29 protein-coding genes and 1 tRNA gene are annotated in these 25685 nt (G+C 75.2%); 18 read left to right on the top strand and 12 right to left on the bottom strand.

The genetic code is table 11. The features are described from left to right. The first annotated feature begins 81 nt into the window (after window positions 1-81). The 8 genes from K3554_RS12865 to K3554_RS12830 all read left to right on the top strand — a co-directional run bounded on the left by K3554_RS12865 (window position 82) and on the right by K3554_RS12830 (window position 7484). Window positions 82-480: a response regulator transcription factor gene (locus K3554_RS12865; RefSeq protein ID WP_259940856.1), complete on the top strand. Its 399-nt coding sequence runs from the start codon at window positions 82-84 to the stop codon at window positions 478-480. Beyond that, window positions 477-734: a hypothetical protein gene (locus K3554_RS12860; protein WP_259940855.1), complete on the top strand. Its 258-nt coding sequence runs from the start codon at window positions 477-479 to the stop codon at window positions 732-734. Before K3554_RS12865 ends, K3554_RS12860 begins: the two co-directional genes overlap by 4 nt. Continuing rightward, window positions 731-3394, top strand: coding sequence for an ATP-binding protein (locus K3554_RS12855; RefSeq protein WP_259940854.1), 2664 nt, complete (start codon window positions 731-733; stop codon window positions 3392-3394). The genes K3554_RS12860 and K3554_RS12855 overlap by 4 nt, the downstream gene beginning before the upstream one ends. Window positions 3395-3496: 102 nt before the next feature. Then, window positions 3497-4597 carry a hypothetical protein gene (locus K3554_RS12850; RefSeq protein WP_259940850.1) on the top strand — a complete coding sequence of 367 codons (1101 nt, stop codon included), beginning with the start codon at window positions 3497-3499 and terminating at the stop codon, window positions 4595-4597. 65 nt (window positions 4598-4662) lie between these two features. After that, window positions 4663-5418 carry an HpcH/HpaI aldolase/citrate lyase family protein gene (locus K3554_RS12845; RefSeq protein WP_259940848.1) on the top strand — a complete coding sequence of 252 codons (756 nt, stop codon included), beginning with the start codon at window positions 4663-4665 and terminating at the stop codon, window positions 5416-5418. 134 nt (window positions 5419-5552) lie between these two features. Beyond that, complete coding sequence (locus K3554_RS12840) at window positions 5553-5705, top strand: RSP_7527 family protein (protein WP_259940846.1); 153 nt, start codon at window positions 5553-5555, stop codon at window positions 5703-5705. A 64-nt stretch (window positions 5706-5769) separates the two neighbouring features. Next, complete coding sequence (locus K3554_RS12835) at window positions 5770-6948, top strand: RSP_2647 family RNA methyltransferase (RefSeq protein WP_259940844.1); 1179 nt, start codon at window positions 5770-5772, stop codon at window positions 6946-6948. Further along, window positions 6945-7484, top strand: a complete 540-nt coding sequence (locus tag K3554_RS12830; RefSeq protein ID WP_259940842.1) for an RSP_2648 family PIN domain-containing protein — start codon at window positions 6945-6947, stop codon at window positions 7482-7484. Before K3554_RS12835 ends, K3554_RS12830 begins: the two co-directional genes overlap by 4 nt. Window positions 7485-7608: 124 nt before the next feature. Here the strand turns inward: K3554_RS12830 and K3554_RS12825 are convergent, their stop codons facing one another. Continuing rightward, window positions 7609-8754: an acetoin utilization protein AcuC gene (locus K3554_RS12825; RefSeq protein WP_409197317.1), complete on the bottom strand. Its 1146-nt coding sequence runs from the start codon at window positions 8752-8754 to the stop codon at window positions 7609-7611. Window positions 8755-8845: 91 nt separating this feature from the next. Between K3554_RS12825 and K3554_RS12820 the strand changes: the two genes are divergently transcribed. The 5 genes from K3554_RS12820 to modC are packed head-to-tail and all read left to right on the top strand — an operon-like array spanning window position 8846 to window position 12305. Further along, entirely contained in the window at window positions 8846-9262 is a 417-nt protein-coding gene (locus tag K3554_RS12820) for a DUF1178 family protein (RefSeq protein WP_259940838.1), read from the top strand. Further along, complete coding sequence (locus K3554_RS12815; protein WP_259940837.1) at window positions 9262-9885, top strand: SDR family NAD(P)-dependent oxidoreductase; 624 nt, start codon at window positions 9262-9264, stop codon at window positions 9883-9885. Before K3554_RS12820 ends, K3554_RS12815 begins: the two co-directional genes overlap by 1 nt. After that, the gene (gene modA, locus K3554_RS12810) at window positions 9863-10594 is read left to right on the top strand and encodes a molybdate ABC transporter substrate-binding protein (protein WP_259940835.1); all 732 of its coding nucleotides are present in this window, start codon (window positions 9863-9865) and stop codon (window positions 10592-10594) included. The genes K3554_RS12815 and modA overlap by 23 nt, the downstream gene beginning before the upstream one ends. Continuing rightward, complete coding sequence (modB, locus tag K3554_RS12805) at window positions 10591-11274, top strand: molybdate ABC transporter permease subunit (protein WP_259940833.1); 684 nt, start codon at window positions 10591-10593, stop codon at window positions 11272-11274. The genes modA and modB overlap by 4 nt, the downstream gene beginning before the upstream one ends. Continuing rightward, window positions 11271-12305: a molybdenum ABC transporter ATP-binding protein gene (modC, locus tag K3554_RS12800; protein ID WP_259940831.1), complete on the top strand. Its 1035-nt coding sequence runs from the start codon at window positions 11271-11273 to the stop codon at window positions 12303-12305. Before modB ends, modC begins: the two co-directional genes overlap by 4 nt. Here the strand turns inward: modC and K3554_RS12795 are convergent. The 8 genes from K3554_RS12795 to K3554_RS12760 form a co-directional block, all read right to left on the bottom strand. Continuing rightward, window positions 12302-12424 carry a hypothetical protein gene (locus K3554_RS12795; RefSeq protein WP_259940828.1) on the bottom strand — a complete coding sequence of 41 codons (123 nt, stop codon included), beginning with the start codon at window positions 12422-12424 and terminating at the stop codon, window positions 12302-12304. The genes modC and K3554_RS12795 overlap by 4 nt on opposite strands. 58 nt (window positions 12425-12482) lie before the next feature. Continuing rightward, window positions 12483-13085 carry an SMC-Scp complex subunit ScpB gene (gene scpB / locus K3554_RS12790; protein ID WP_409197316.1) on the bottom strand — a complete coding sequence of 201 codons (603 nt, stop codon included), beginning with the start codon at window positions 13083-13085 and terminating at the stop codon, window positions 12483-12485. Next, complete coding sequence (locus K3554_RS12785; protein WP_259940826.1) at window positions 13082-13870, bottom strand: ScpA family protein; 789 nt, start codon at window positions 13868-13870, stop codon at window positions 13082-13084. The genes scpB and K3554_RS12785 overlap by 4 nt, the downstream gene beginning before the upstream one ends. Window positions 13871-13884: 14 nt before the next feature. Next, the gene (locus K3554_RS12780; RefSeq protein ID WP_259940824.1) at window positions 13885-14871 is read right to left on the bottom strand and encodes a glycoside hydrolase family 3 N-terminal domain-containing protein; all 987 of its coding nucleotides are present in this window, start codon (window positions 14869-14871) and stop codon (window positions 13885-13887) included. Beyond that, window positions 14872-15936, bottom strand: coding sequence for an SPOR domain-containing protein (locus tag K3554_RS12775; RefSeq protein ID WP_259940822.1), 1065 nt, complete (start codon window positions 15934-15936; stop codon window positions 14872-14874). Between the two features lie 108 nt (window positions 15937-16044). Beyond that, entirely contained in the window at window positions 16045-17790 is a 1746-nt protein-coding gene (gene argS, locus K3554_RS12770; protein WP_259940821.1) for an arginine--tRNA ligase, read from the bottom strand. Between the two features lie 131 nt (window positions 17791-17921). Beyond that, window positions 17922-19328, bottom strand: a complete 1407-nt coding sequence (gene glnA, locus K3554_RS12765; protein ID WP_259940820.1) for a type I glutamate--ammonia ligase — start codon at window positions 19326-19328, stop codon at window positions 17922-17924. Between the two features lie 56 nt (window positions 19329-19384). After that, window positions 19385-19723, bottom strand: coding sequence for a P-II family nitrogen regulator (locus tag K3554_RS12760; RefSeq protein WP_259940819.1), 339 nt, complete (start codon window positions 19721-19723; stop codon window positions 19385-19387). A 144-nt stretch (window positions 19724-19867) separates the two neighbouring features. On the opposite strand from K3554_RS12760, the gene K3554_RS12755 reads away from it, so the two are divergent. Next, window positions 19868-21349: an NAD(P)H-hydrate dehydratase gene (locus K3554_RS12755; RefSeq protein WP_259940818.1), complete on the top strand. Its 1482-nt coding sequence runs from the start codon at window positions 19868-19870 to the stop codon at window positions 21347-21349. 26 nt (window positions 21350-21375) lie between these two features. Here the strand turns inward: K3554_RS12755 and K3554_RS12750 are convergent, their stop codons facing one another. Then, entirely contained in the window at window positions 21376-21885 is a 510-nt protein-coding gene (locus K3554_RS12750; protein WP_259940816.1) for a Hint domain-containing protein, read from the bottom strand. A 143-nt stretch (window positions 21886-22028) separates the two neighbouring features. After that, window positions 22029-22547 (bottom strand): Hint domain-containing protein, encoded by a 519-nt coding sequence (locus K3554_RS12745; RefSeq protein ID WP_259940815.1) that lies wholly within the window; start codon window positions 22545-22547, stop codon window positions 22029-22031. Between the two features lie 161 nt (window positions 22548-22708). Between K3554_RS12745 and K3554_RS12740 the strand changes: the two genes are divergently transcribed. Both K3554_RS12740 and K3554_RS12735 read left to right on the top strand, forming a co-directional pair. Continuing rightward, window positions 22709-22793 (top strand) — tRNA-Leu (locus tag K3554_RS12740). Window positions 22794-22887: 94 nt separating this feature from the next. Next, entirely contained in the window at window positions 22888-23346 is a 459-nt protein-coding gene (locus K3554_RS12735; protein ID WP_259940813.1) for a DUF1499 domain-containing protein, read from the top strand. Between the two features lie 104 nt (window positions 23347-23450). On the opposite strand, the gene K3554_RS12730 is transcribed toward K3554_RS12735, so the two are convergent. Beyond that, window positions 23451-23684 carry a hypothetical protein gene (locus K3554_RS12730; RefSeq protein ID WP_259940811.1) on the bottom strand — a complete coding sequence of 78 codons (234 nt, stop codon included), beginning with the start codon at window positions 23682-23684 and terminating at the stop codon, window positions 23451-23453. Between the two features lie 77 nt (window positions 23685-23761). On the opposite strand from K3554_RS12730, the gene prfA reads away from it, so the two are divergent. Continuing rightward, complete coding sequence (gene prfA / locus K3554_RS12725; protein ID WP_259940809.1) at window positions 23762-24817, top strand: peptide chain release factor 1; 1056 nt, start codon at window positions 23762-23764, stop codon at window positions 24815-24817. After that, a complete protein-coding gene (gene prmC / locus K3554_RS12720; RefSeq protein ID WP_259940806.1) occupies window positions 24814-25641 on the top strand; it encodes a peptide chain release factor N(5)-glutamine methyltransferase in 828 nt (275 codons plus the stop codon). Before prfA ends, prmC begins: the two co-directional genes overlap by 4 nt. The last annotated feature ends 44 nt before the right edge of the window (window positions 25642-25685 follow it).

The following is a 25685-nucleotide window of genomic DNA, read 5'->3' as shown; positions in this document are numbered from 1 at the left end:
GCCCGCGCGGGCGGGGCTGGACAGGCGGCGCCGATCCCCGGACAGTGCGCGGACCCCGCATGACCGGAAGGGAGGCCGGCCATGACCGCGACCGCGCGTGCCGGCCACGTGCTCCTGATCGAGGACGAGCCCAACATCGCCACCGCGATGGCCTTCGTGCTGGGCCGCGACGGCTGGCACGTCTCGACCCACGGCGACGGACGCACCGCGGTGGAGGCGGTGGAGCGGCACCGCCCCGACGTGGTGGTGCTCGACGTGATGCTGCCGGGACGCTCGGGCTTCGAGATCCTGGCCGCCGTGCGTGCCGGTCCTTGCGCGCACGTCCCCGTGCTGATGCTGACCGCGAAGGGGCAGGCCGCCGACCGCGCCCGCGCCGAGGCCGCGGGGGCGAGCCGCTTCATGACCAAGCCCTTCTCGAACGCGGAGCTGGCGGCGGCCGTGCGCGCGCTTGCCGGCGTCGGGGACGCGGCCGCGCCATGAGCGCGCCGCCGCCCCTCGGCCTCGACGCAGGCGCCGTGCGCCGCCTGCGCGCCCGCGCCCGCACGCAGGACGCCGCGCGGATCCTGCCGGCGCTCGCCGCCGTCGTGCTGGTCTTCGCGCCCGCCGCGCTGGCCAGAGGCGGCGTGCCCGGCGGCACCGCGTCCTGGCTCGCCGCGCTGTTCGCGGCCTGGACCGTGCTGATCGCGCTCGCCGCGCTCGTGGCGTGGGGCGTCCGCCGCGGGGAGGGGCGGTGAGCCTCGACGTCCTGGCGGCGGCCTCGCTCGCCTACGTGGCCTTCCTCTTCCTCGTCGCCTTCGCCGCCGAGCGCCGGCCCCGCGCGCGCTGGCTCCACGGCGCGACCGTCTACACCCTGTCGCTGTCGATCTACTGCACCGCGTGGACGTTCTACGGCGCGGTCGGCTACGCGGCCCGCTCGGGGCTGGAGTACCTGACCATCTACCTCGGCCCGACCTTGGTGCTGGTGGGCTGGTGGTGGCTGCTGCGCAAGCTGGTCGCCATCGGCAGGGCCGAGCGCATCACCTCGATCGCCGACCTCCTGTCGTCGCGCTTCGGCAAGTCGGGCGGGCTGGCGGCCCTCGTCACGGTGCTCGCGGTGGTGGGGACCACGCCCTACATCGCGCTCCAGCTCCAGTCAGTGGTGCTGAGCTTCCGCGCCTTCGCCGGCCCCGGGGCGCCGTCGGGCGACCCGGCCTGGCTGGGGCTGGCCGTGGCGGGGGGGCTGGCCGTCTTCACCATCCTCTTCGGCACCCGCCGGCTGGACGCGGGCGAGCGCCACCACGGCATCGTCTCGGCCATCGCCGTGGAGGCGGTGGTGAAGCTCGTCGCCCTGCTCGCCGTGGGCGCCTTCGTGGTGTGGGAGCTGAACGGCGGCATCGGCCCCACCTTCGAAGCCATCGCCCACTCGCCCGTGGCCGACTGGCAGACCGGCGCGGGGCGCTGGATGGGCCTCGTGGGCGTCTCGGCGGCGGCCGTCATCTGCCTCCCGCGCATGTTCCAGGTGCTGGTGGTCGAGAACACCGACGAACGCCACCTCGCCACCGCCTCCTGGGCGTTCCCGCTCTACCTCATGGCAATGTCGCTGTTCGTGGTGCCGATCGCCGTGACCGGCCTCGCGCGGCTGCCCCTCGGCAACCCCGACCTCTTCGTTCTGACCCTTCCCATGTCCGAGGGGCGCGACGGCCTCGCCATGCTCGCCTTCCTCGGCGGCTTCTCGTCGGCCACCTCCATGGTGATCGTGGCCGCCGTGGCGCTGGCGACGATGCTGTCGAACCACGTGGTCACGCCGCTCTGGCTCGCGCGGCCGGGGCGGGGGCGGGCGACCATCTCGGGCGACGTGCGCGACGCGGTACTGCAGGCGCGGCGGCTGTCGATCGTCGCCGTGCTGGCGATGGGCTGGGCCTACTTCCGCGCCACGGGAGGCACGGCGGCGCTGGCCTCGATCGGGCTGATCTCGTTCATCGGCATGGCGCAGGTGCTGCCCGCTCTCCTGGCCGCGCTGTTCTGGGAGGGGGCCACGCGCCGGGGCGCCGCCGCCGGCATCGCCGCGGGCTTCGCGATCTGGGTCTGGACCATGCTGCTGCCGGTGTTCGACGCAGGGTGGGTCGCGGCGGTGCTCCGCGACGGACCCTTCGGCATCGGATGGCTGCGTCCCGAGGCGATGTTCGGGCTGCAGGCCGACCCGCTGGTGGCCGCCCTGTGCCTGTCGCTGGGGGCCAACGCGGCGCTGCTCTGCGCCGTGTCGCTCGTGACCGACCCGACGCCGATGGAGCGGCTGCAGACCCCGCGCTTCACGCGCGTGTTCGACCGCGCCGCCGCGCCCCGCGCGCGCCGGGGCACGGCCACCGCCGAGGAGCTGCTGATCATGGCGCAGCGCATCCTCGGCTACCGCGAGGCGCGCGCGCTCTTCGCCGCTCAAGCCGCGTTGCAGGGGCGCACCGCCGGCGACTTCCCCGAGCCCACGCCCGAGCTGCTGGACGCGCTGGAGCGGCGCCTCGCGGGCTCGGTGGGTGCGGCCACGGCCCACGCGATGGTCTCGGGGCTGGCGGGCGATGCGGCGGTTTCGGTCGAGGACCTGATCGCGGTGGCCGACGAGACGGCGCAGCTCATGGACTACTCGGCCCGGCTGGAGGCGCAGTCCGCGGAGCTGTCGCGGACCGCGCGCGAACTGCGCGCCGCCAACGCCCAGCTTACGCGCCTGTCGGTTCAGAAGGACGCCTTCCTCGGCCAGGTCAGCCACGAGCTGCGCACGCCGATGACCTCGATCCGCGCCTTCGCCGAGATCCTGCGCGCGGGCGGCCTGAGCGACGCGGACCGCGAGCGCTACGCCGCCATCGTCCACGAGGAGAGCCGCCGCCTGACGCGCCTCCTCGACGATCTGCTCGACCTCGGCGTGCTGGAGAGCGGCAAGCTGGCCCTGCGCCCCGAGGCGGTGGAGCTGGGCACGGTGATCGACCGGGCGGTGGACGCGGCGGCCTCGGCGGCGGACCGGCGACTCGCGATCCGGCGCGACCGGGCGTCCGAGGCGGTCACGGTGCGGACCGACCCCGACCGGCTGGCGCAGGTGTTCGTGAACCTCGTGGCCAACGCCGCCAAGTACTGCGACGCCGACGCGCCCGAGCTGGCGATCGAGGTCGGGCGCGCGGGCGAGGCGGTCACGGTGGACTTCGCCGACAACGGCGCGGGCATCGCCGCAGGCGACCGGGACGTGATCTTCGAGAAGTTCGCGCGCCTCGGCGATGGCGCGCGCGCCGGCGGGGCGGGGCTGGGGCTGGCGATCTGCCGCGAGGTGATGGGGCGGCTCGGCGGCACCGTGGACTACCTGCCCGGGCGGGGCGGCGCGACGTTCCGGGTGACGCTGCCGGGCGCCGGGATCGGGCTACGGGCCGCGGAATAGGGGCATCCGCGAGGGGTTTGTTAACCTCTATCGGCCATCACGACCGCGACCAGACGCAGGGATTCCATGCCCGAGAGCAGCCCTCCCACCATTCTGCAGCGCATGGCCGGCATCGCTCCCGCGGGGGATGCCGCCGCGCAGGCCGACGCGCCGCTGCCGGGGCTGGACCGCGCGCTGGCCGAGGCGATGGTGCGGGTGGCGGCCGGGGCGGGGCTGGACGCCATGGTGGAGCGGCAGTCCTGTGCGCGCGCGCCGCGCGACACGGCGCTCGCGGGGCTGCCCGGGCACGCGCTGATCCTGCCCCTGCGCGCGCCGCCGGGGGAGTGGGCGGGCGCCGTGGTGCTCGACCCCTCGCTCACGGACGCGCTTGTGGAGATCGGCACGCTCGGGCGGGCGGAGCGCACGGCGCGCAAGGCGCGGCCGCCCACGCGCATCGACGCCAGCTTCGCGCGCCCCTTCGCCGCGCAGGTGCTCGCGGGCGCCGAGGGGCGCCACGGCACCGCGCGCTATCCCGCGCCCGATCCGGGCCGCCACGTGGCCGACATGCGCGCGCTGGCGCTGGAGGTGGAGGCGCCGTCGCTCGTGGTGGCGGAGCTGGCGCTCGCGCTCGGCGCCGAGCGGGCGGGCACGCTGCGCCTTGTGCTGCCCGACCGCCCCCGCGCCGCGCTGCCCGGGCCCGCCGTGCCCGAGGGGTCAGCGAAGGCATCCCGTTCCGAACCGGAGCCGGACCGCGCGCGCGAGACGCTCCTGCGCGCGCACGTCCGGCTGGAGGCGACGCTGCCGCCCCTGTCGATCCCGCTGGCCCGACTCACCGCGCTGCGGGTGGGCGATACCGTCCCGCTGCCGCTCGGCGCGCTGGGCGGCCTGCGCCTCGCGGCGGGCCGGCTCGGCGGGGGACACGGCGGGCCGCGCGGCGAGGGAGCGCTGCGGGCGCGTCTCGGGCAGCAGGACGGCATGCGGGCGGCGAAGCTGCAGGGCGCGCGGCCCGCCGCCGCGCCCGCCGCCGAAGGGGCCGCGGCGCCCGGCGGCGCGCTGCCCGACCTCGGCGACGCCGCGGCGGCGCCGCCGGCCCGCGTCGCCCGCCCCCCGGCCACGGCCCCGCAAGCGGCCCGGCCCGAGGCCGCCGCGCCCCCCGCGGCCGGCCTGCCGGCGCTGGCCGATCTGGACGACATGGCGGACCTGTCCGACCTCAAGGCGATGTAGCCGGCGCCGCCATTGCGTCGCGCCTCGCGCCGGGGCAGCGTCGCCCGGCAAAGGGAGGGACGGGAATGCACGGTTTCGGCCAACGGCTGCGGGGCGGTGAGCGCCTCGTGGGAACCTTCGTGAAGACGCCCGACCATGTGATGGTGGAGCTGCTCGCCCTCGCCGGCCTCGACTTCGCGGTGCTCGACGCGGAGCACGCCCCCTGGGACCGCGGCGCCATCGACGCGGCCATGGCGGTCGCGCGGGCGCGCGACCTGCCGCTGTTGGTCCGCATCCCCGTGGGCTCGCCCGAGCGGGTGCTCGACGTGCTCGACATGGGCGCCACCGGCATCGTGGTGCCGCACGTGGATTCGGTGGAGAAGGCCGAGGCCGTCGCCCGCGCCGCGCGGTTCGGCCACGGCGGGCGGGGCTACGCCGGATCGACGCGGTGGGCCGGGTTCACCGGCACGCCGATGCCCGCGCTGCTGGCCCGCTCGCGCGAGGAGACCGTGGTGATCGCCCAGATCGAGGAGCCCGAGGGCGTGGAGGCCGCCGCTGCCATCGCCGCCGTGCCGGGCATCGACGCGCTGTTCACCGGGCCGGCCGACCTCTCGGTCGCCTACGGGCACGACACGCTGGCCAATCCCGACCTCGCCCGCGCGATGGAGCGTGCCGGTGCGGCCTGCCGCGACGCGGGCAAGGGGTTCGTGACCTGGGTGCCGGATGCCGCCAAGGCGCGGGAGTGGTCGGACTACGGGTTCAACGGCTGGGTCGTGGGATCCGAGCAGAGCTGGATCCTGGAGGGCGCGCGGCGCGCCGTGGCGGAGGTGCCGGGCCGCTGACGCCGCGTCGCGGCAATGCGCCTGCCGCATGGCGGGTCTTCGGCCTTGGACGTGGTTGCAGGGGGTGGCGGTCCATACCTTGGGCCTGACCGCACGGCGCGGGGTCGTTTCCGCGCCGAACTCAGGAGCTTCCGATGCAATCCAGCCACCAGCACATCGACATCGTCGCCATCGAGCGCGAGGCCCGCGCCCTGCGCGCCCGCGTGCTGCGCGACGCCTTCGCCGCCCTCTTCTCGCGCCGGCCCGCCGCCGCCGCGCCCGCGCGCACCACGCTGCGTCCGGCCTGACGCGCCTCACGGCGGCGGACGGTTCTCCCTTCCGCCGCCGCGCCGGGCGGCCTATGGCCCGCCCATGACCGAAGACCGCCCCTCCGTCCGCCTGAAGCCCCGCGCCGACGCGCGCCGCATCCGCTGGGGCCACCCCTGGGCCTTCGCCGACGACCTCGTGCTCGACCGCCGCACCCGCGCCCTCGCGCCCGGCACGGTCGCCACGCTGGAGGACGCCGAGCGCAATCCCCTCGCCACCGTCGCCGTGACCCCGGACAGCCGCATCGCCGCGCGCGTGCTGGACCGCGACCCCGCCGCCGCGGTCGACGACCGCTGGATCGCCGGGCGCATCGGCCGCGCGGTGGACTTGCGCGCGCGCCTCTACGACGCTCCCTTCCACCGCCTCGTCCACGCCGAGGGCGACGGGCTGCCCGGCCTCGTCGTCGACCGCTTCGGCGCCGCCGCCGTGGTGCAGCCCAACGCCGCCTGGGCCGATGCGCGCCTCGGCGCCATCGTGGACGCCCTGCGCAGCCTCGGGGTGGAAACGGTGGTGAAGTCCGCATCCGGCCGGGCGCGGGCCGCGGAAGGTCTGGACGACCGGTCCGAAGTGCTCTGCGGCGCGCTGGACGGCCCCGTCGCGGTCGAGATGAACGGCGCACGCTACATGGCCGACCTGCTCGGCGGGCAGAAGACCGGGCTGTTCTACGACCAGCGCCCGAACCATGCCTTCGTGGCCCGCCTCGCGCGCGGCGCCCGCGTGCTCGACGTGTTCAGCCACGTGGGCGGCTTCGCGCTGGCCGCGCTGGCGGGCGGGGCTGCGAGCGCGGTGGCCGTGGACGGCTCGCAGCCCGCGCTCGACCTCGCCGCCGCGGGCGCCGAGGCGAGCGGCCTCGCGGGGCTGGAGACCCGGCGCGGCGACGCCTTCGACGCGATGGCCGCACTGGAGGGCGAGCGCTTCGACGTGGTCGTCGCCGACCCGCCCGCCTTCGCGCCCGCGAAGCAGGCCATCGCCCAAGGCCTGCGCGCCTACGAGCGGGTCGCGAAGCTGGCCGCGGCGCTGGTGGCGGAGGGCGGCTACCTCACGCTCTGCTCTTGTTCGCACGCCGCCGACCTCGACAAGTTCCGCGCCGCCTCGATCCGGGGCATCGGGCGGGCGGGGCGCGCGGGACAGCTGATCCGCACGGGCTTCGCCGGGCCGGACCATCCGGTGCACCCGCAGCTTGCCGAGACGGGCTACCTCAAGACCCTGACCTTCCGCCTGTGAAGGTGCTGCTCGACGCCTGCGTGCTGTTCCCGACCGTGCTGCGGGAGTTGCTGCTGGGGGCGGCGTCGGAAGGCCTCTACGAGCCGCTCTGGTCGGACCGCATCCTCGAAGAATGGGCGCGCGCGACGCCGAAGCTCGGTCCGGGCGCCGAGGCGCAGGCGCGGGGCGAGATCGCGCTGCTGCGCCGCGATTGGCCGCGGGCGAGCATCCAGCCGAAGCCCGGCACCGAGGCGCGTCTCTGGCTGCCCGACCCGAACGACGTCCATGTGCTGGCTGCAGCGATCGACGGCCATGCGGACGTGCTGGTGACGTTCAACCGCCGCGACTTCCCGAAGGGCGAGGTGGCGGGCGAGGGCATCGCGCTGCGCGACCCGGACGGGTTCCTCGTGGACCTGTGGCTCCGCGCGCCCGAGGCGGTGGAGCGGGTCGCGGGCCGCGTCCACGTGCAGGCCGGGGCGATGGGACATCCGATGGAGATGCGCGCGCTGATGAAGCGCGCGCGGCTGCCGAAGCTGGGCAAGGCGCTGGCGGGGTAGGGGGGAGGGGCGCCCCGGCCTTGCGTCGGGGCCTCCGGCTGCCACTCGCGCGCAGGTTCCGACCGGAAGCGCCAACTGCTACCAGAGGCCCCGGCGCAGGGCCGGGGCGTGGCGGCAGCGGAGGTTAGGCCGCCGCGCGCGGGATCAGCCGGTCGTCCCGCGTCCGCAGCGCCTCCACCCGGTCCACCACCTCCGCCCGCACCGGCCCCGGCCGGGGTGCGTCAAGCAGCGTCTCGAACCAGTGGGCCGGCGGGTTGCGGCCGCGCGAGTTGCCGCGGAACTCCAGCCCCCGCAGCACCGCCTCGGCCTCCGGGGGCAGGCGGTCCGGGATCGGCTCGCCGGCGATGGCGCCCCAGAGCAGGGTCCAGCAGCGGCCCACCGACCACGGGTTGTAGCCGCCGCCCCCCAGCACCACGACGCGCGGCGCGAGAGGCAGGCACGCACGGACGAAATCGAGGTAAGCGCCGTTCGACAGGGCGAGACGCGACAGCGGGTCCTCCTCCAAGCAGTCCGCGCCGCACTGGAGCACCAAGGCGTCGGGGGCCATTTCTTCCAGCAGGGGCAGGACGAGGCGGTCGCGGACATGGGCGAATTCGGTGTCGTTCAGGCCGCGCGGCAGGGGCAGGTTGAAGGTCTGGCCGATGCCCCGGTCCCCCAACGCGCCGGTGAAGGGCCAGCGCCGCTCCTCATGGGTCGAGATCAGCAGCGTCTCGGGATCGCGGGCGAAGGCGTGCTCCACGCCATCCATGTGATGCGCGTCGATGTCCACGTAGGCGATGCGGCGGGCGCCCGCGCGTCGCAGGCCGAGGATCGTGAGCACGGGGTCGTTGAGGTAGCAGAACCCGTTGGCCCGGTCGGGCATGGCGTGGTGCGTGCCGCCGCCCGGATGATGCAGCACGCCGCCCCCGGCGATCAGCTCGCCCGCCAGAAGCGAGGCGCCCGCGCCGGTGGCGGGGCGGCGGTAGACCTCCGGGAACACCGGATTGGCGTGCGTCCCGAGGCCGTGGCGCGCGCGGTCCGTCTCGGTCGCCTCCTGCGTCGCCTCGACCCGCACCAGCGCGTCCACGTAGTCGGCCGTGTGCCACGCCCGCAGCGCCGCCGGCTTGGCGCGGGGCGAGAGCACGAAGCGCTCCCGCGGCAGCCAGCCGAGGGCGCGCGCGAGGTCCATCACCGTGGAGACGCGCGGCACCCGCAGCGGGTGCCACGCGCCGTAGGAGCTGCCGCGGTAGATTTCCGATCCGAGCATGCGCGGGGGTAGGGCGTGCGGCATGGGGCGAGGGTAGCGGCCCGGCCCTCCGCGGCAAGCGCGGCGGTTGCGCCGGGGGGCGGGGTGCTTACATTGCAGGGGGAAGGGAACGGGCATGATCCGATACGCGCTCCGCTGCGCCGAGGGCCACGAGTTCGAGTCGTGGTTCCAGTCGGCCGAAGGCTTCGACACGCTGGCCGCGTCGGGGCGGCTGGAGTGCGCCGTCTGCGGCGGCGGCGACGTCGCCAAGGCGCTCATGGCGCCGAAGGTCGGCGTGCCGGCGGAGGCCAGGCCCTTGCGCACGCCCCGCAACCCCCTGGAGACCGCGATCGCGAAGCTGCGCGAGAAGGTCGAGGCCACCGCCACCTATGTCGGCCCGGCCTTCGCCAAGGAGGCGCGCGCCATCCACGAGGGCGAGAGGCCCGACCGTCCGATCTGGGGCGAGGCGAACCGCGCCGAGGTGAAGTCGCTGCTGGAGGACGGGGTGACCGTCGCGCCGCTGCCCTTCGGTCCCCGCGAGAAGGCCAACTGATGCGCGCCCTCGTCACCGGCGCCTCGCGCGGGATCGGCGCGGCGCTGGTCGCGGAAGGCGAGCGCCGGGGCCACGCGGTCACCGGAACGCGCCGCGACGTGCCCGAGCCGCTCGACGTGACGGACGCGGCGGCGCAGGCGGCCCTGGCCGAACGGGTCGGCCCGCTCGACCTCGTAGTCTGCAACGCGGGCGTCTACCTCGACAAGGGCAAGGGGCTGGCCGACCTCTCGGCCGAGGACCTCGCGCGCACCTTCGCCGCCAACGTCACGGGCGTGGCGCTCACGGTGCAGGCGCAGCTCCGCAACCTTGGCGAGGGCGGGCGCATCGCGATCGTCTCCTCGGCCATGGGCAGCCAGGCGAACGCGCCCGGCGGGGCCTACGCCTACCGCGCGTCGAAGGCCGCCGCGACCAACCTCGGGCGCAACCTCGCCGCCGACCTCGCCCCGCGCGGCATCGCGGTGGGCATCTACCATCCCGGCTGGGTGCGCACCGACATGGGCGGCGACAGCGCCGCCGTGGACGCGGGCGACAGCGCGCGCGGCCTCTGGGACCGCTTCGAGGCGCTGGACATGGGCCGCACGGGCGCCTTCGAGACCTGGGATGGCCACGCCGTTCCGCTGTAGCCGCCGCCGCGCGCTGCTCGGTGCGGCCGCGCTGGTGGCCGCGCCGGCCCTCGTGCGCGCGGCGGCGCCGCTGCGGGTCTTCGCCGCCGCGTCGCTGAAGGCGCCCCTCGACGAGATCGCGCCCGAGGCGGCGCTCAGCTTCGCGGGCTCCGGCGCGGTGGCGCGGCAGGTGGCGTTCGGGGCCCCGGCGGACGTGGTGATCCTGGCGGCGTCGGACTGGATGGCGTGGCTCCATGCCCGCGGCGCCGTGGGCCCGTCGCGCGTGGTGGCGCGCAATGCGCTGGTGATGGCCGGACCGCCGGGCGCGGCGCCGCTCGCGCTGCGGCGCGACGCGGTGGTGGAGCGGCTGGGCGCGGGGCGCTTCGCGGTGGGCGATCCGATGTCGGTGCCCGCGGGCCGCTACGCGCAGCAGGCGCTGGAGACGCTGGGCCTGTGGGACGCCGTGTCCGCACGGCTCGTGCTGGCCGAGAACGTGCGCGCCGCGCTCGCCTACGTGGCGCGGGGCGACGTGGCCCTGGGCGCCGTCTACCTTTCCGACGCGCTGGGCGCGGCGGTGGCGACCGTGGCGACGTTCCCCGCCGCCTCGCACGCGCCGATCGTCTATCCCGCCGCCCTGACGCGCCGGGCCGCGCCGGGGGCCGAGGCCTTGCTGGAGCGCATCGCCGCCTCGGGCGCAGTGTTCGCCCGCCACGGCTTCGCGCCCGCGTGACCCTGCCGCCCGAAGCCTGGGAGGCGCTGCGCCTTTCGCTCCGGGTCTCGGTGGTGGCGGTGCTGGTGGCGACGCCGCTGGCGATGGCCGTGGCGCACCTCCTCGCCCGCGCCCGCTTCCCCGGCCGGGGGCTCGTGGAGGCCGCCGTCCACCTGCCGCTCGTGCTGCCCCCCGTGGTGACGGGCTACGTGCTGCTCGTGCTCTTCGCGCCCTCCGCCCCGCTCGGCGCCGCGCTCGAGGCGGCGGGGCTGCCGCTCGCCTTCCGCTGGACCGGGGCTGCGCTGGCGGCGGGGGTGATGGCGTTCCCGCTGATGGTGCGTCCCATGCGGCTGGCGCTGGAGGCGGTGGACCCGCGGCTGGAGGAGGCCGCCGCGACCCTGGGCCGCTCGCCCCTCGCCGTGTGGCGCACCGTGACGCTGCCGCTCATGGCTCCGGGGCTGCTGGCCGGCGTGACGCTGGGCTTCGCCAAGGCGATGGGCGAGTTCGGCGCCACGATCACCTTCGCCGCCTCGATCCCCGGCGAGACGCGCACGCTGCCCGCCGCGATCTATGCGTTCCTTCAGGTGCCGGACGGCGAGGGCGCGGTGCACGGACTGGTCGCCGTGGCCGTCGCGGTCTCGGTGGCCGCCCTCGTCCTGTCGGACGTGGTCGCGCGGCGCCTCGCGGCGCGGCTCCGGTGAGGCTGCGGGCGGAGCTTCGGCGCGGGGATTTCTCGCTCGACGTGGAGTTGGAGGCCGGCCCGGGCGTCACCGCGCTGTTCGGGCCGTCGGGCGCGGGCAAGACCACGGTGGCGCGGCTGGTGGCGGGGCTGGAGCCCGGCGCGCGGGTCGAGATCGGGGGCCGCGACGTGAGCGCGCTGCCGCCTCACCGCCGCGGCATCGGCTACGTGTTCCAGGAGCCGCGCCTCCTGCCGCATCTCTCGGTGCGCCAGAACCTCCTCTACGGCGCGCCGCGCGGCGCGGACCCGGTCCCCACGGCGGACATGCTGGGCATCGCCCCGCTGCTGGACCGCCGCCCCCGGGCGCTGTCGGGCGGCGAGGCGGCGCGGGTGGCGCTTGGCCGGGCCCTGCTTCGGGCGCCGCGGATGCTGATCCTCGATGAGCCGCTCGCCGCGCTGGATGCGGCCCGCCGGCTGGAGATCCTGCCGCACTTCGAGCGCCTGCGCGGTGCGGGCCTGCCGATCCTCCTGATCTCCCACGCCATCGAGGAGGTCGCGCGCCTCGCCGACACGCTGGTGCTGATGCGCGCGGGGCGGATCGAGCGGGCGGGGCCGCTGGCCGAGGTGCTGGGCGATCCGGCCTCGGCCGCGCTGATCGGCCCGGCGGCGGCGGGCGCGGTGATCGAGGGTGTGGTGGGCGCGGCGCGCCACGACCTCGCCCCGGTGGGCACGCCGGCGGGCGTGATCTGGGTGCCCGCGACGGGGCTGGCCGAGGGCGCGCGCGTGCGCCTGCGCCTGCCGGCCTCGGACATCATCGTGGCCGTGGAGCCGCCGCGCGGGCTGTCGGCGCTCAACGTGCTGCCCGCGACGATCGAGGCGATCCACGAGGGCGGTGGGCCGGGCGCGATGCTGGGGCTGCGGGCGGGCGGCGCGCGGCTTCTGGCGCGAGTCACCCAGCGGTCGGTGGAGGCGCTGGACCTCGCGCCGGGGCGGGCGGTCTGGGCGGTGGTGAAGGCGACGGGCGTGGCGCGGGCCGACGTCGGCGGCGGCTAGCGCAGGCGGCGGGCCATCGCCAGCGCGCGCCCGGCGGCGCGGGCGTTGCGCGCCGCGCGGTGACCGAAGGCGCGCCCGGCGAGGCGCCACATCAACCGACGGGACAGGGCACGGATCATGGGGCAACCTCCGGTGGACACCTTCGTCAACGCCGGACGGTGCCCGGTCGGTTCCCCCTCAGGCGTCGTCGGTGTCCTCGGCGTCGTCCGCCGCCGCCGCTCCGCCTTCCGGCATCGCCTCCAGCAGGCCGGCCGCGCGCAGCTCCGCGAGGTCGGGCAGGTCGCGGGCCGAGGCGAGGCCGAAGTGGTCGAGGAAGCCCGGCGTCACCACCAGCGTGGTCGGGCGCCCCGGCGTCTCGCGGCGGCGGCCGAGGCCGACCCAGCCCATCTCCATGAGCTGCTCGACGGTGCCGCGTGAGACCGAGACGCCGCGGATCTCCTCGATCTCGGCGCGGGTCACCGGCTGGTGGTAGGCGACGATGGCCAGCGTCTCGACGGCGGCTCGGCTGAGGCGCCGGGCCTCGACCGTCTCGCGCCGCAGGAGCCAGGCGAGGTCGGGCGCGGTGCGGAAGGCCCAGGCGTCGCCGGTGCGCCGGAGCCGGACGCCGCGCCCCTCGTAGCGCGCGGCAAGGCGGGCGACCGCCGAGGCAGCGTCGCTTCCCTCGGGCAGGCGGGCCTGCAGCTCGGCGAGGGCGAGTGGCTCGGCGGAGGCGAAGAGCATCGCCTCGACCATGCGCTCCTGCTCGGCCTCCGGGGGCACGTCGGACGGCGCGTCGGTCACGCCCGGCGCCGCAGCTCGATGGGGGCGAAGGGGCCGGGCTGGCGCAGCTCCACCGTGCCGCGGCGCGCCAGCTCCAGCGAGGCCGCGAAGTTGGCGGCGGTGGCGGAGCGGCGTCGCGAGGGAGCCGCGCGCCACCCCTCGGGCAGGAAGCGGCCGAGGTCGGTCCAGGAGGTGGCCCTGGGCACGAGGGCCTCCAGCCGCTCCAGCGCCTCCTCCATCGAGAGCACGTCGCGGCGGTCCACGGCGAGGGGGCGGAACTCGTCGCGGGTGCGCAGGCGGGCGTAGGCGCGCAGGAGGTCCACGAGCGACGCGTCGCGGCGGACGCTGCGGCGGTGCTCGACGTGCTCGGGGGCGCCGCGGGCGAACACGTCGCGGCCCAGACGGTCGCGAGCCATGAGCTTCGCGCCGGCGCGCCGCATCGCCTCCAGCCGCTCCAGCTGGAACGCGAGGCGGGCGGCCATGTCCTCGGCCGAGGGGCCGTCCTCCTCGGGGTCGGGGGGCAGGAGGAGGCGCGACTTCAGGAACGTCAGCCAAGCGGCCATGACGAGGTAGTCCGCCGCCAGTTCGATCCGCAGCGCCTGCGCCCTGCCCACGAAGTCGAGGTACTGCCGCGCGAGATCGCCCACGCTGATGCGCGCGAGGTCCACCTTCTGGGTGCGGGCGAGCGAGAGGAGGAGGTCGAGCGGCCCCTCGAAGCCGTCCACGTCCACCACGAGGCCGCCTTCGCGGGCCGCGACGGCGTCGCGCGGCGGGCCCTCGGGGAACGCGGGCGCATCGTCGGGCATGAAGGCTCCCCGCCTCAGGCGATCAGGGCGGCAAGCTCCGCACGGGCGGCGTCGATGTCAAGCGGCTCGGGCGCGGTGCGGCGGGCGAGGGCGCGCTCGGCGCGCGCCTCGGCCTCGCCGGTCAGTGCCGGGGAAACGGCGACCACGTCCTCCATGTCGGCGCGCTCGCCGTTGCAATGCAGGATGGTGTCGCAACCCGCCGCGAGTGCCGCGCGGCACCGCTCGCGCATGGTGCCGGGCATGGCGCCCATGGAGATGTCGTCGGTCATCAGCAGGCCGTCGAAGCCGATGGTCTCGCGGATCTCGCCGATCACGGCGGGCGAGATGGTGCCGGGCCGCTCCGGGTCGATGTCCCGGTACACCACGTGCGCCGTCATCCCGAGGGGCAGGTCGCGCAGGGCGCGGAACACCCCGAAGTCGTGGGCGCGCAGGGCGTCGGCGGAGGCGTCGACGCGGGGCAGGGTGAGGTGGCTGTCGGCGCTCGCGCGGCCGTGGCCGGGGATGTGCTTGACGACCGGAAGCACGCCGCCCGCGAGGCACCCCTCGGCGTTGGCGCGGGCGCGGGCGATCACCTCGGCGGCGGTGCGGCCGTAGGTGCGGTTGCGCAGGAAGCGATGGGTGCGATCGCCGGCGATGTCGGCGGTGGGGGTGCAGTTCACGTCGACGCCGCTCGCGCGCAGCTCATGGGCGATGAGGCGGGCGCGCAGCCACATGGCGCGCTCGGGGTCGGCGGCGCGGTCCATCATGTCGAGGGGCGGCAGCCAGGCGCTCCAGAACGGCGGGCCGAGGCGCTGCACGCGGCCCCCCTCCTGGTCGATCAGGATCGGCGCGTCGCGGCCCACGCTCTCGCGCAGCGAGGCGCAAAGGGCGCGCAGGGCGTCCGGGGTCTCGACGTTGCGGGCGAAGAGGATGAAGCCCCAGGGATCCGCCTCGCGAAAGAAGTCGCGCTCGCCGGGGGCGAGCGCGGGACCTTCGCAGCCGAGGATGAACGCCCCGGGCAACTAGCGGACCGTGACCGGGATGCAGGCCTGCTGCTGGGCCAGCAGCGCGGTGCACAGGCGGCGCGCCTCGGCGGCGTCGTCGAAGCCCACCACGCGCAGGCGCCAGAAGTCGCGGCCGCCCGACTGGGCCTTCTGGATCATGGGCGCGTAGTCCGCGAGGTAGTCGCCGTGGCGGCCGGTCATGCGCTCCCACTCCGAACGGGCGATGCTCTCGCTGTCGAAGGCGCCGAGCTGCACCACGCGGGTGCCGGGGGCGACCGAGGCGACGGGCTCGATGTCGCGCGTGGCGGAGGCGGAGGCCACCTGCACGCCGGGCTGCGCCGCCGGCGCGGCCACGGGATCGGCGGCGACCACCACGTCGCGCAGCGCGGCGGGGCGGGAGCGGGGACGGGCCGAGCGGACGATGCCGCGGGCCAGCACGGCGCCGGCCATCGCCACGGGGGCGGGGGCCTCCTCGGCGGCGGCGGCGGGCTCGACGGCGATGACCTCCGCCAGTGCGGTCTCGACGGCGGCGGCGGTCTCGAAGCGCATGTCCTCGATGTCGGTCGCGGCGACCTGGATGGGCGCGGCGGGGGCGGCCAGCGGCGCGCCCTTGCGGCGCAGGGGGTCGAGGTCGGTGGCGGCGACGGCGGCCACGAGAGCGGCGGCGTCCTCGGTGCGCTCGGGCGCGGGCGCGGGGGCCGGTGCGGCGGCGGCCACGGCGCGCTCCTCCAGCGAGGGGGCGTCGATGGTGACGGGCGGCGGCGCGAGCACGATCTCGCGGGGCGCGGGCGCCGCGGCGCCGCCCGAGGTGATGTCCGACAGGGCGAGGCCCTGGTAGGGCATGTTGGTGCCGCCGGGATCGGAGGGCGCCACCCGCATCGGGCCCTCCACGGCGCGGATCACGGGCACCGAGGAGACGTCGCTGAAGGTGAGGTTCACGGCCCAGACCGCCATGCCGGCGGTCAGGGCGAGGGACGTGGCCGCGCCCAACCAGTTGGCCGCGCCGAAGTGCCGTGCCGCGTCCACGAGACGCGAGGTTCCGTCGACGCCGTACTCGGCACCGAAATAATCCATGTCAGCCATTGCCTGCCCCTGCGGACCCTTCGCGTGGGCCCTGTTCTTGGTTCACTGTCCAAGAGCGGTCTGCCGTCCGCTCGCCTCACGCGCATCGCCCCTTAAGGGGTCTTGGCCTTACCGAAGTTCGGTGGCCGGCGTGACACCCAAGATACCCAAGCCGGACGAGATCGCAACCAGCGCGGCGCGCGCGATGGCCAGTTTCGCCTGAGTCCGCTTCGGGTTGCCGTCTTCGACGAAACGCAGATCCGCCTCCTCGTTGCCGCGATTCCACAGCGCATGAAGGGCCGAGGCCACGTCGTAGAGGTAGAACGCCACGCGATGGGGCTCGTGGGTCCGCGCGGCCGTCTCCACCACCCGCGGCCATTCTGCCAGCTTCGCCACCAAAGCGAGCTGCGCGGGGTGCTCGATCGTTGACAGGTCCGCATCCATGAGGTCCGAATCGCCGACCGCGATTCCCCCCGCCTCGGCCTTGCGCAGCACCGAGTGGATGCGCGCCGAGGCGTACTGCACGTACCAGACGGGGTTGTCCTTGGACTGCTCGCGCACCGCTTCGACGTCGAACTCGAGCGGCGCGTCGTTCTTGCGGGTCAGCATCACGAAGCGGGTCACGTCGGCGCCCACCAGCCCGATCACGTCGCGCAGGGTCTCGAAGGTGCCCGCGCGCTTCGACATCTTCAGCTCCTCGCCGCCCCGGAGCAGCTTCACGAGCTGGATCAGCTTCACGTCGAGCGGCACCTGCCCGTCCGAGAGCGCCGAGACGGCCGCCTTCATGCGCTTCACGTATCCGCCGTGATCGGCGCCGAACACGTCGATGAGCTGGTCGAAGCCGCGGGCGATCTTGTCGTGGTGGTAGGCGATGTCGGGCGCGAAGTAGGCCCAGGAGCCGTCGGCCTTGCGGACGGGGCGGTCGCGGTCGTCGCCGTGGGCGGTGGAGCGGAACAGCGTCTGCTCGCGCGGCTCCCAGTCGTCGGGCAGCTTGCCCTGCGGCGGCTCCGTCGTGCCCCGGTAGATCAGGCCCTTCCCGTCGAGCAGCGCGATCGCCTCCTCGATGCGGCCCGTGCCGTAGAGCGACTTCTCCGAGAAGAACACGTCCATGCGCACGCCGATCAGCGCGAGGTCCTCGCGGATCAGCGCCATCATGGCGTCGGTGGCGAAGACGCGGACCTCCTCCAGCCACTCGTCCTCGGGCCGGTCCACGTAGCGGTCGCCCACCTCGTCGCGCAGCGCCTCGCCGGTGGCGACGAGGTAGTCGCCGGGATAGGTGCCGTCGGGAAAGCTGACGGGCCGGCCGTGCGCCTCGAGGTAGCGCAGGTAGACCGACCGCGCGAGCGTGTCGACCTGGGCGCCGCCGTCGTTGATGTAGTACTCGCGCGTCACCTCGTGGCCCGCGACCTCCAGCAGCGCCGCCAGCGCGTCGCCGAACACCGCACCGCGCGCGTGGCCCATGTGGAGCGGCCCCGTGGGGTTGGTGGAGACGTACTCCACGTTCACGCGCTGGCCCGCGCCCATCGCCGAGCGCCCGTAGTCCGGGCCGGCGGCCAGGATCGCGCGCACCGCGTCGTGCCATGCGGCGGGCGCGAGGCGCAGGTTCAGGAAGCCGGGGCCGGCCACCTCGGCCGAGGCGATCCGCGGGTCGGCGGCAAGCCGGACGGCCAGCGCCTCGGCGATGTCGCGGGGCTTTGCGCGCGCGGGCTTCGCGAGGACCATCGCGGCGTTCGTGGCCATGTCGCCGTGGGCCGGGTCACGCGGCGGGTCCACCGACACCGCGCCGGTCTCCAGCCCTTCGGGCAGGGCGCCGTCCCGCACCAAGGCCTCGACGGCTTCGAGGGTGAGCGTGCGGATGTCGGCGAAGAGGTTCATGATCGGGCTCCGGAATGGCCCCCGTGCTCTAGCGCCGGGCGGCCGGGGCCTCAACCGCCGCGCCGCGGCGAGGGCCCGGGACGCGAAAGGGGGCGCCGAGGCGCCCCCTTCCTGCCGGTCCCGCGTGGGGATCAGCAGCTGTAGTACATCTTGTACTCGATCGGGTGCGGCGTGTGCTCGAAGGCGTAGACCTCCTCCCACTTCAGCTCCGCGTAGCCCTCGATCTGATCGCGGGTGAACACGTCGCCGGCCAGCAGGAACTCGTGGTCCTTCTCCAGCTCGTCGAGCGCCTCACGAAGCGACGCGCAGACCGTGGGGATGCCGGCCAGCTCCTCGGGGGGCAGGTCGTACAGATCCTTGTCGGACGGCTCGCCGGGGTGGATCTTGTTCCGGATCCCGTCGAGGCCGGCCATCAGCAGCGCGGCGAAGCACAGGTAGGGGTTGGCCGAGGGGTCCGGGAAGCGGGCCTCGACGCGCTTCGCTTTCGGCGACTCGGTCCACGGGATGCGCACGCAGCCCGAGCGGTTGCGGGCCGAGTAGGCGCGCAGCACGGGGGCCTCGAAGCCGGGAATGAGGCGCTTGTAGCTGTTGGTGGACGGATTCGTGAACGCGTTCAGCGCCTTGGCGTGCTTCAGGATGCCGCCGATGAAGTAGAGCGCCTCCATCGACAAGTCGGCGTACTGGTCGCCCGCGAAGAGCGGCTTGCCGTCCTTCCAGATCGACATGTTGACGTGCATGCCCGTGCCGTTGTCGCCCGCGATGGGCTTGGGCATGAAGGTCGCCGTCTTGCCGTAGGCGTGGGCCACGTTGTGGATCACGTACTTGTACTTCTGCAGGTTGTCGGCCTGCTCGGTCAGCTCGCCGAAGATCAGCCCCAGCTCGTGCTGGCAGGACGCCACCTCGTGGTGGTGCTTGTCGACCTTCATGCCCATGCGCTTCATGGTCGAGAGCATCTCGGAGCGCAGGTCTTGGGCGGCGTCGGTGGGGTTCACCGGAAAGTAGCCGCCCTTGATGCCGGGCCGGTGGCCCATGTTGCCCATCTCGTACTCGGTGTCCGAGTTCCAGGCGGCGTCCGCGGCATCGACCTCGAACGAGACCTTCTGCATCGTGTTCGACACGCGCACGTTGTCGAAGAGGAAGAACTCGGCCTCGGGGCCGAAGTAGGCGGTGTCGCCTATGCCCGACGCGCGCAGGTAGGCCTCGGCCTTCTCGGCGGTGGCGCGGGGGTCGCGGTCGTAGTCCTCGCCCGTGTCCGGCTCGGCCACCGAGCAGTGGATGCACAGCGTCTTCTCGGCGTAGAACGGGTCGAGATAGGCTGAGTCCGTGTCCGGGATCAGCTTCATGTCGGACTGGTCAATCGACTTCCAACCGGCGATCGACGAGCCGTCGAACATGAAGCCTTCTTCAAGGAAGTCCTCGTCGACCTGGTCGCTCATCAGCGTGACGTGCTGGAGCTTGCCGCGGGGATCGGTGAAGCGGATGTCGACGTACTCGACCTCCTCGTCGCGGATCTGCTTGAGGACGGCGTCCTTGCTCATGGAATTACCTCGCTGTGGTTGTCGTGCGGGCCCCCGGAGGGGGCGGCGTGGGGTGTTCAGATGGCGTCGTCGCCGGTCTCGCCGGTGCGGATGCGGATCGCCTGCTCCACGGAGGAGACGAAGATCTTGCCGTCGCCGATCTTGTCGGTGCGCGCGGCCGAGGCGATGGCCTCCACGGCGGCCTCGACCATGTCGGAGGTAAGCACGATCTCGACCTTCACCTTGGGCAGGAAGTCGACCACGTACTCGGCGCCGCGATAGAGCTCCGTGTGGCCCTTCTGGCGCCCGAAGCCCTTGACCTCGGTGACCGAGAGGCCCTGGATCCCGATGTCCTGGAGGGCTTCCTTCACCTCGTCCAGCTTGAACGGTTTGATGATGGCCTCGATCTTCTTCATGCGCGTCCTCCCGGGTCTCCGGGGCCTGACACCAGATCGGGCGGGACGGGTCCACCGCACCGGGGGCGGGGCGGTGGCCCGATGCGCGTTTGGGCATGGGGTGTGCCCAAAGATTGTGCATCCTGCACAATCCGTGGGCGCGACATGAAGCGGACACTGCCTACCGCCGCCGAGATGCGCGCCTGGGAGCAGGCGGCGATCGCGGGCGGCGAGTCCACGGGCGCGGCATTGATGGAGCGCGCGGGGGCAGGCGCGGTCGAGGCGATGCTCGGATGGCGCCCGGCCTGGCGCCGCGCGGGCCGGGCGCTGGTGCTCTGTGGCCCGGGCAACAACGGCGGCGACGGCTACGTGGTGGCGCGTCTCCTGCGCGTGCGGGGCTGGACGGTGGAGCTGCGCGCCGTCGGCGAGCCGGTGCGCCTGCCGCCCGACGCCGCCGCGATGCGCGCCGCGTGGATCGACGCGGGCGGGGCCGTGGCACCGATGCGCGCGGGGGCGGACGGCTTCGATGTGGCCGTGGACGCGCTGTTCGGCACCGGCTTGCGCCGCCCCCTCGCGGACGCGCTGGCCGGCGTCCTGCACGGCGTCGAGCGCGCGGGCGTACCGATCGTGGCGCTCGACGTCCCGAGCGGGCTGCAGTCCGACACCGGGCGCCCGGTCGGCTTCGCGCCCAGCGTCGCGCTCACGGTTGCCTTCGGTGCGCTCAAGCCGGGCCACGTGCTCGGCGAGGGACCGGACCGGTGCGGCGCCGTGCGAACGGTGCCCCTCGGGCTGGAGGACGAGCCGGGATCGGCGCAGCTGATCGGCCCGGGCGATGCCGCGTTCGCCGCCCGCAAGCCGATGGGCCACAAGTACGACCACGGACACGCGCTGGTGCTGGCCGGCGGCGTCGGGCGCGGCGGCGCGGCCCGCATGGCGGCGCGCGCGGCCATGCGGATCGGCGCGGGCCTGGCGACGCTCGCGCCGCCGCCCGCCGCGCTGATCGAGAACGCCGCGCGGCTCGACGCGATCATGCTGCGCCCCCTGCGCGACGCGGACGCCCTTCGCGGGACGCTGGACGACGAGCGGATCAACGCGCTCCTGCTCGGGCCGGGAATGGGGACCGGCGCCCGCGAGGCGGCGCTGGTCGAGGCGGCGCTGCGGTCGGGGCGGGCGGCGGTGCTGGACGCCGACGCGCTGACGCTGATCGCGCGCGAGGGAATGCGGGACGCGCTGCACGACGCTTGCGTGCTGACCCCCCATGCGGGCGAGTTCGCGCGCCTCTGGCAGGACCTCGCCGAGCGGATCGGCACGGTCTCCGAGATCGACGCCGCGCGCGAGGCCGCCGCCCGGGCGGGGGCGACGGTGCTGCGCAAGGGCCCCGCGACCGTGGTCGCCGCCCCGGACGGGCGCGCAGCGGTGCTGGCCTCGGTGCGCGAGGATGCGGTGCCGTGGCTCGCCACGGCGGGCGCGGGGGACGTGCTAGCGGGGCTGATCGCGGGATTGCTGGCCCGGGGCGCGCCGCCGTTCGAGGCTGCGGGCGCGGCGGCCTGGATCCACGCCGAGGCCGCCCGCCGCTTCGGCCCGGGCCTCATGGCCGAGGATCTGCCCGACGCCGTGCCGGGGGTGCTGCGGACGCTGGCGAGCTGAACAGGCCGCCAGGGTCGCCGCGCCTGCTACCGCCCGGGCGCGGACACTGCGTCCGGCGCGGCGGAGACCAGCTCCAACCCCTCGCCCATCAGCACCAGCCCCACGTCGAGCACCACCGCGAAGGCCGCCGCGCCGTCCCCCGGCGCGAGGCGGATCACGCGACCGTCCACCAGCCGGGCGGCGGCGACGCGCGCCTCGGCGGTGCCGAACAGCGCGCGGGCGCGCCAGTCGCGCAGCACGACGGGCTGGGAGGGCAGGAGGTCGACGTCCCGCTCGGGGCGGCCGCGTCCGAGCGCGCCGGCGGGGATGCGCACCACCGCCGCGCCGGGCGCGAGCCGGACGCGGTGCACCGCGCGCACGACGGCCATGCCGCGGCAGCGAGTGACGACCCGGTCGCCGGGACGCAGCGCCTCCACGGAGCACTCCCCGGCGGCGGCGAGGATGCGGGTGCCCCCGAGGAGGGCGGGTCCGGGGCGGCGCAGAGGGGCCGCGGAAGCACGGGGCGCCGCCGCGCGTTCGTCCGCCTGTCGTGCCATGCGCCTGCTCCCCTCGGTCGCGGCGGGCATGCGGCCCGCCCGTCGCGCCCATCTAGGCCCCGAAGTGTTGCGGAACCCTGAACGCGGAGCGCCCGCCCCGCGACGTGCGGAGCGGGCGCCCGAAAACCGCCGGCGGAGGGGGGTCAGGCGGCGGAGATCTCGATCACGCCGTCCTCGGTGCGGCCCGTGGGCGTCTCGAGGCCGTTGGCGTAGACGGTGAGGGGGGTGCCGAAGTCGAGGCGCACGAACTCGGCCTCGCCGAAGCAGGCGATCTGGCGGCCGTCGGCGAGACGGGCGGCGGGGACCAGCGCGGCTTCGGCCTCGAACAGGGCTTCGGCGCGCCAGTCGCGCAGGGTGACGTGCTGGTCGGCGGCGACCGTGGTGTCGCGCTCGGGGCGGCCCAAGCCGAGGCTGTCGGTGCGGACCGTGACGGCGGGGCTGGTGACGTGCTCGACCGCGCGCAGGACCGACATGCCACGCTCGCGGGTGATGACCCGGTCGCCGGCGACCAGCGCCTCGACCGGAACCTCGCCGCGGGCGGTGAGGATCACGGTGCCGCGGGCGATGCCGCCCTTCACGCCGATCCCGGCCTCCGCGCCGGCGGGCACGGTGTCGTGGCGCTCGATGAGGTCGGCGGCGTTGATGCGAAGCTGCATGGTCATGGTCTGTGCTCCCCCGAGCGATGAGTGCTGTTAGGCGGATGAGACAGGGATGCAGGCGAACTTGGGCGCGATTGGGGCGGGGGTCGGGACTCTTCGGGGCCGGGGCGGAGTTCCTTCGGGGCCTTCCGGGCGGCGCAGGCGGCTGCTAAGGCGTCCCGCGTGCGGGTGTGGCGGAACTGGTAGACGCACCAGATTTAGGTTCTGGCGCCGCGAGGCGTGGGGGTTCGAGTCCCTTCACCCGCACCACTCCCCGCCCCGCGTGGCACGGGCGGGGCGGGGAGCGGGCGCCCCCGGGGCGTTCGCGCTCGCACCCGCCGGCCCGCGCGGCTAGATGCCCGGGATGACCACGCTCCAGATCGCCCTCGGGGCCCTCGCCCTCTCGACCCTCCTCGCGCTCCTGTTCGTGCGGGCCGCGCCGCTCGATCCCGCGCTGTGGCATGCGGATCCGTTCGCGCCGGCCCGCAGCGGGCGCCCCAACGACGCGCTGGCGGGTCCGGGCGGCGAGCGGCCCGCGCTTCGCGTCGCCCTGCCGCCCGCCGAGGCGCTCGCCCGCCTCGACGCCGCCGCGACCGCCGAGCCACGCACCGTGCGCCTCGCCGGCGCGCCCGACGAGGGCCGCGTCACCTACGTCCAGCGCTCCAGCCTCGTCGGCTATCCTGACGTGGTGTCGGTGGCCGCCCGCCCGGACGGCGCGGGCGCCGAGCTGGCGATCTGGAGCCGCTCGCGCTTCGGCTACGCGGACATGGGGGTGAACGCGGCCCGGATGGATCGGTGGCTGGGTGTGTTCGAGGGAGAGTAGGCGGGGAGGCGCTTCGTCAGAGGAGCCGACGGGCGCCGCCTGCCGCGGCTTGGCCTCGGCGTTCGCGGCTGGATCGGTCCACCGGACCGATCCCGGGACGCCGCTCACCCGGACACGCACCCGTGCTCGGTGTCGCGCCAGATGGGGACGTTGAGGCTCATGTCGCACAGGGCGAGGAAGCTGCGGTCGCCGACGGTGAGGCAGGCCGTCTCGCCCATCTCCACGCGCTCCCCCGCGGAGTCGGTGCAGTAGCAGTCCACGCCCGTGGCCGCCGGGACGACGCCGTCCGCGGCCGCGGGCAGGGCGCCGAGCAGGACGATGAGTGCCGCGCTTCGCATGGCGCATCCTAGCACGTTCCCCGCAACCGGGCGAGCGCGCCCTTGACCGGACGCCCGCCGGACGCCAAGGCCCGCCCATGATCCCCGAGGACCGCCTGCACCAGATCGTCGCCCGCTTCGAGTATCTCGAGGCGCGCATGCAGTCCGTGATGGACCCCGGCGAGATCGCCGCCGTCACCCGCGAGTATGCCGAGATCAAGCCCGTGGCCGAGGAGGCGATTGCCTGGCAGGCGCTGCAGGGCGAGATCGCCGACGCCCGCGCCATGCTGGCCGACCCCGAGATGCGCGAGCTGGCCGAGGCCGAGCTGCCCGCGCTCGAGGACCGCGCCGTGGCCGCCGCCGATTCCCTGCGCCTGTCGCTCCTGCCGCGCGACGCCGCCGACGCCCGGCCCGCCATCCTCGAGATCCGTCCCGGAACGGGCGGCGAGGAGGCGGCGCTCTTCGCGGGCGACCTGGAGTCCATGTACCGCCGCTACGCCGAGGCGCGCGGCTGGAGCGTGGACGTGGTGGAGCGGCAGGAGTCCGACCTCGGCGGCGTGCGCGAACTGGTGGCGCGGATCGAGGGCGAGAACGTGTTCGCGCGCCTCAAGTTCGAGAGCGGCGTGCACCGCGTCCAGCGCGTGCCCGCCACCGAGAGCGGGGGCCGCATCCACACCTCGGCCGCCACCGTCGCCGTGCTGCCCGAGGCCGAGGCGGTCGAGATCGACGTGCCCGCCGCCGACATCCGCATCGACACCATGCGCGCCTCCGGGGCGGGCGGGCAGCACGTCAACACCACCGACTCGGCCGTCCGCATCACCCACCTGCCCACGGGCATCGTCGTGACGTCCTCCGAGAAGTCGCAGCACCGCAACCGCGAGATCGCCATGAACGTCCTGCGCGCGCGCCTCTTCGAGGCCCAGCGCGCCGCCGCCGACGCCGAGCGCTCCGCCGACCGGCGCGCGCAAGTAGGCAGTGGCGACCGCTCCGAGCGCATCCGGACCTACAACTTCCCGCAAGGGCGGATGACCGACCACCGGATCAACCTCACCCTCTACCGACTCGACGCGGTGATGGGGGGCGATCTCGACGAGGTGATCGACGCGCTGACGGCCGACGCCCAGGCCCGGCAGCTGGCCGAGATGGAGGGGTGACGGCGCGCGACGCGCTGGCCCGGGCGCGCGTCCGGCTGGCCGCGGCCGGCGTGCCCGACCCGTTCACCGACGCCCGGCGCCTCCTCCAGCACCACGCCGGCACCCTCTTCGACGTCGATCCCGTGCCCGACCCCGAGGGCTTCGAGGCGCTCGTCGCGCGCCGCGCGGCGCGCGAGCCCGTCAGCCACATCCTCGGCCGCCGCGACTTCTGGCGCCACGCGTTCCGCGTTACGGCCGACGTGCTCGATCCGCGCCCCGAGACCGAGCGGCTGGTCGAGGCGGCGCTCGAGCGGCCCTTCCGCCGCGTCCTCGACCTCGGGACCGGCTCGGGCTGCATCCTCCTGTCGCTGCTGGCCGAGCGCACTGACGCCACCGGCCTCGGCACCGACGTCTCCGACGCCGCGCTCGCCGTCGCGCGAGGCAACGCGGACGCGCTGGGCCTGCGCGCGCGCGCCGAATTCGCGCGTGCCGACTGGCTGGACGGCATCGACGGCGCGTTCGACCTCGTGGTGTCGAATCCCCCTTACGTCGCCGAAGCCGAGATGGCCGCGCTTGCTCCGGAACTCGGCTTCGAGCCGCGCGGCGCGCTGACGCCGGGGGGCGACGGACTGGGGGCCTACCGCCGGATCGCCGCCGAAGCGCCCGCGCGCATGACCCCCGGCGCCCGGCTCCTCCTGGAGATTGGGCCGACGCAGGCCGCGGCGGTGTCGGAGCTGCTCGCGGCGGCAGGATTCGCACGCATCGCGGTGCTGGACGACCTGGACGGGCGAAACCGCGTGGTTCGGGGCGAAAAACCGCCCGCTGCACGGGATTCCGGCTTGTAACGCGCGCGGGCGCGGACCATAACCGCGCCACGGACCGGATGTGG

The organism is Jannaschia sp. W003 (genome assembly GCF_025144335.1).
Classification (GTDB): Bacteria; Pseudomonadota; Alphaproteobacteria; order Rhodobacterales; family Rhodobacteraceae; genus Jannaschia.
This window is presented reverse-complemented; position numbering and strand designations above follow the sequence as displayed.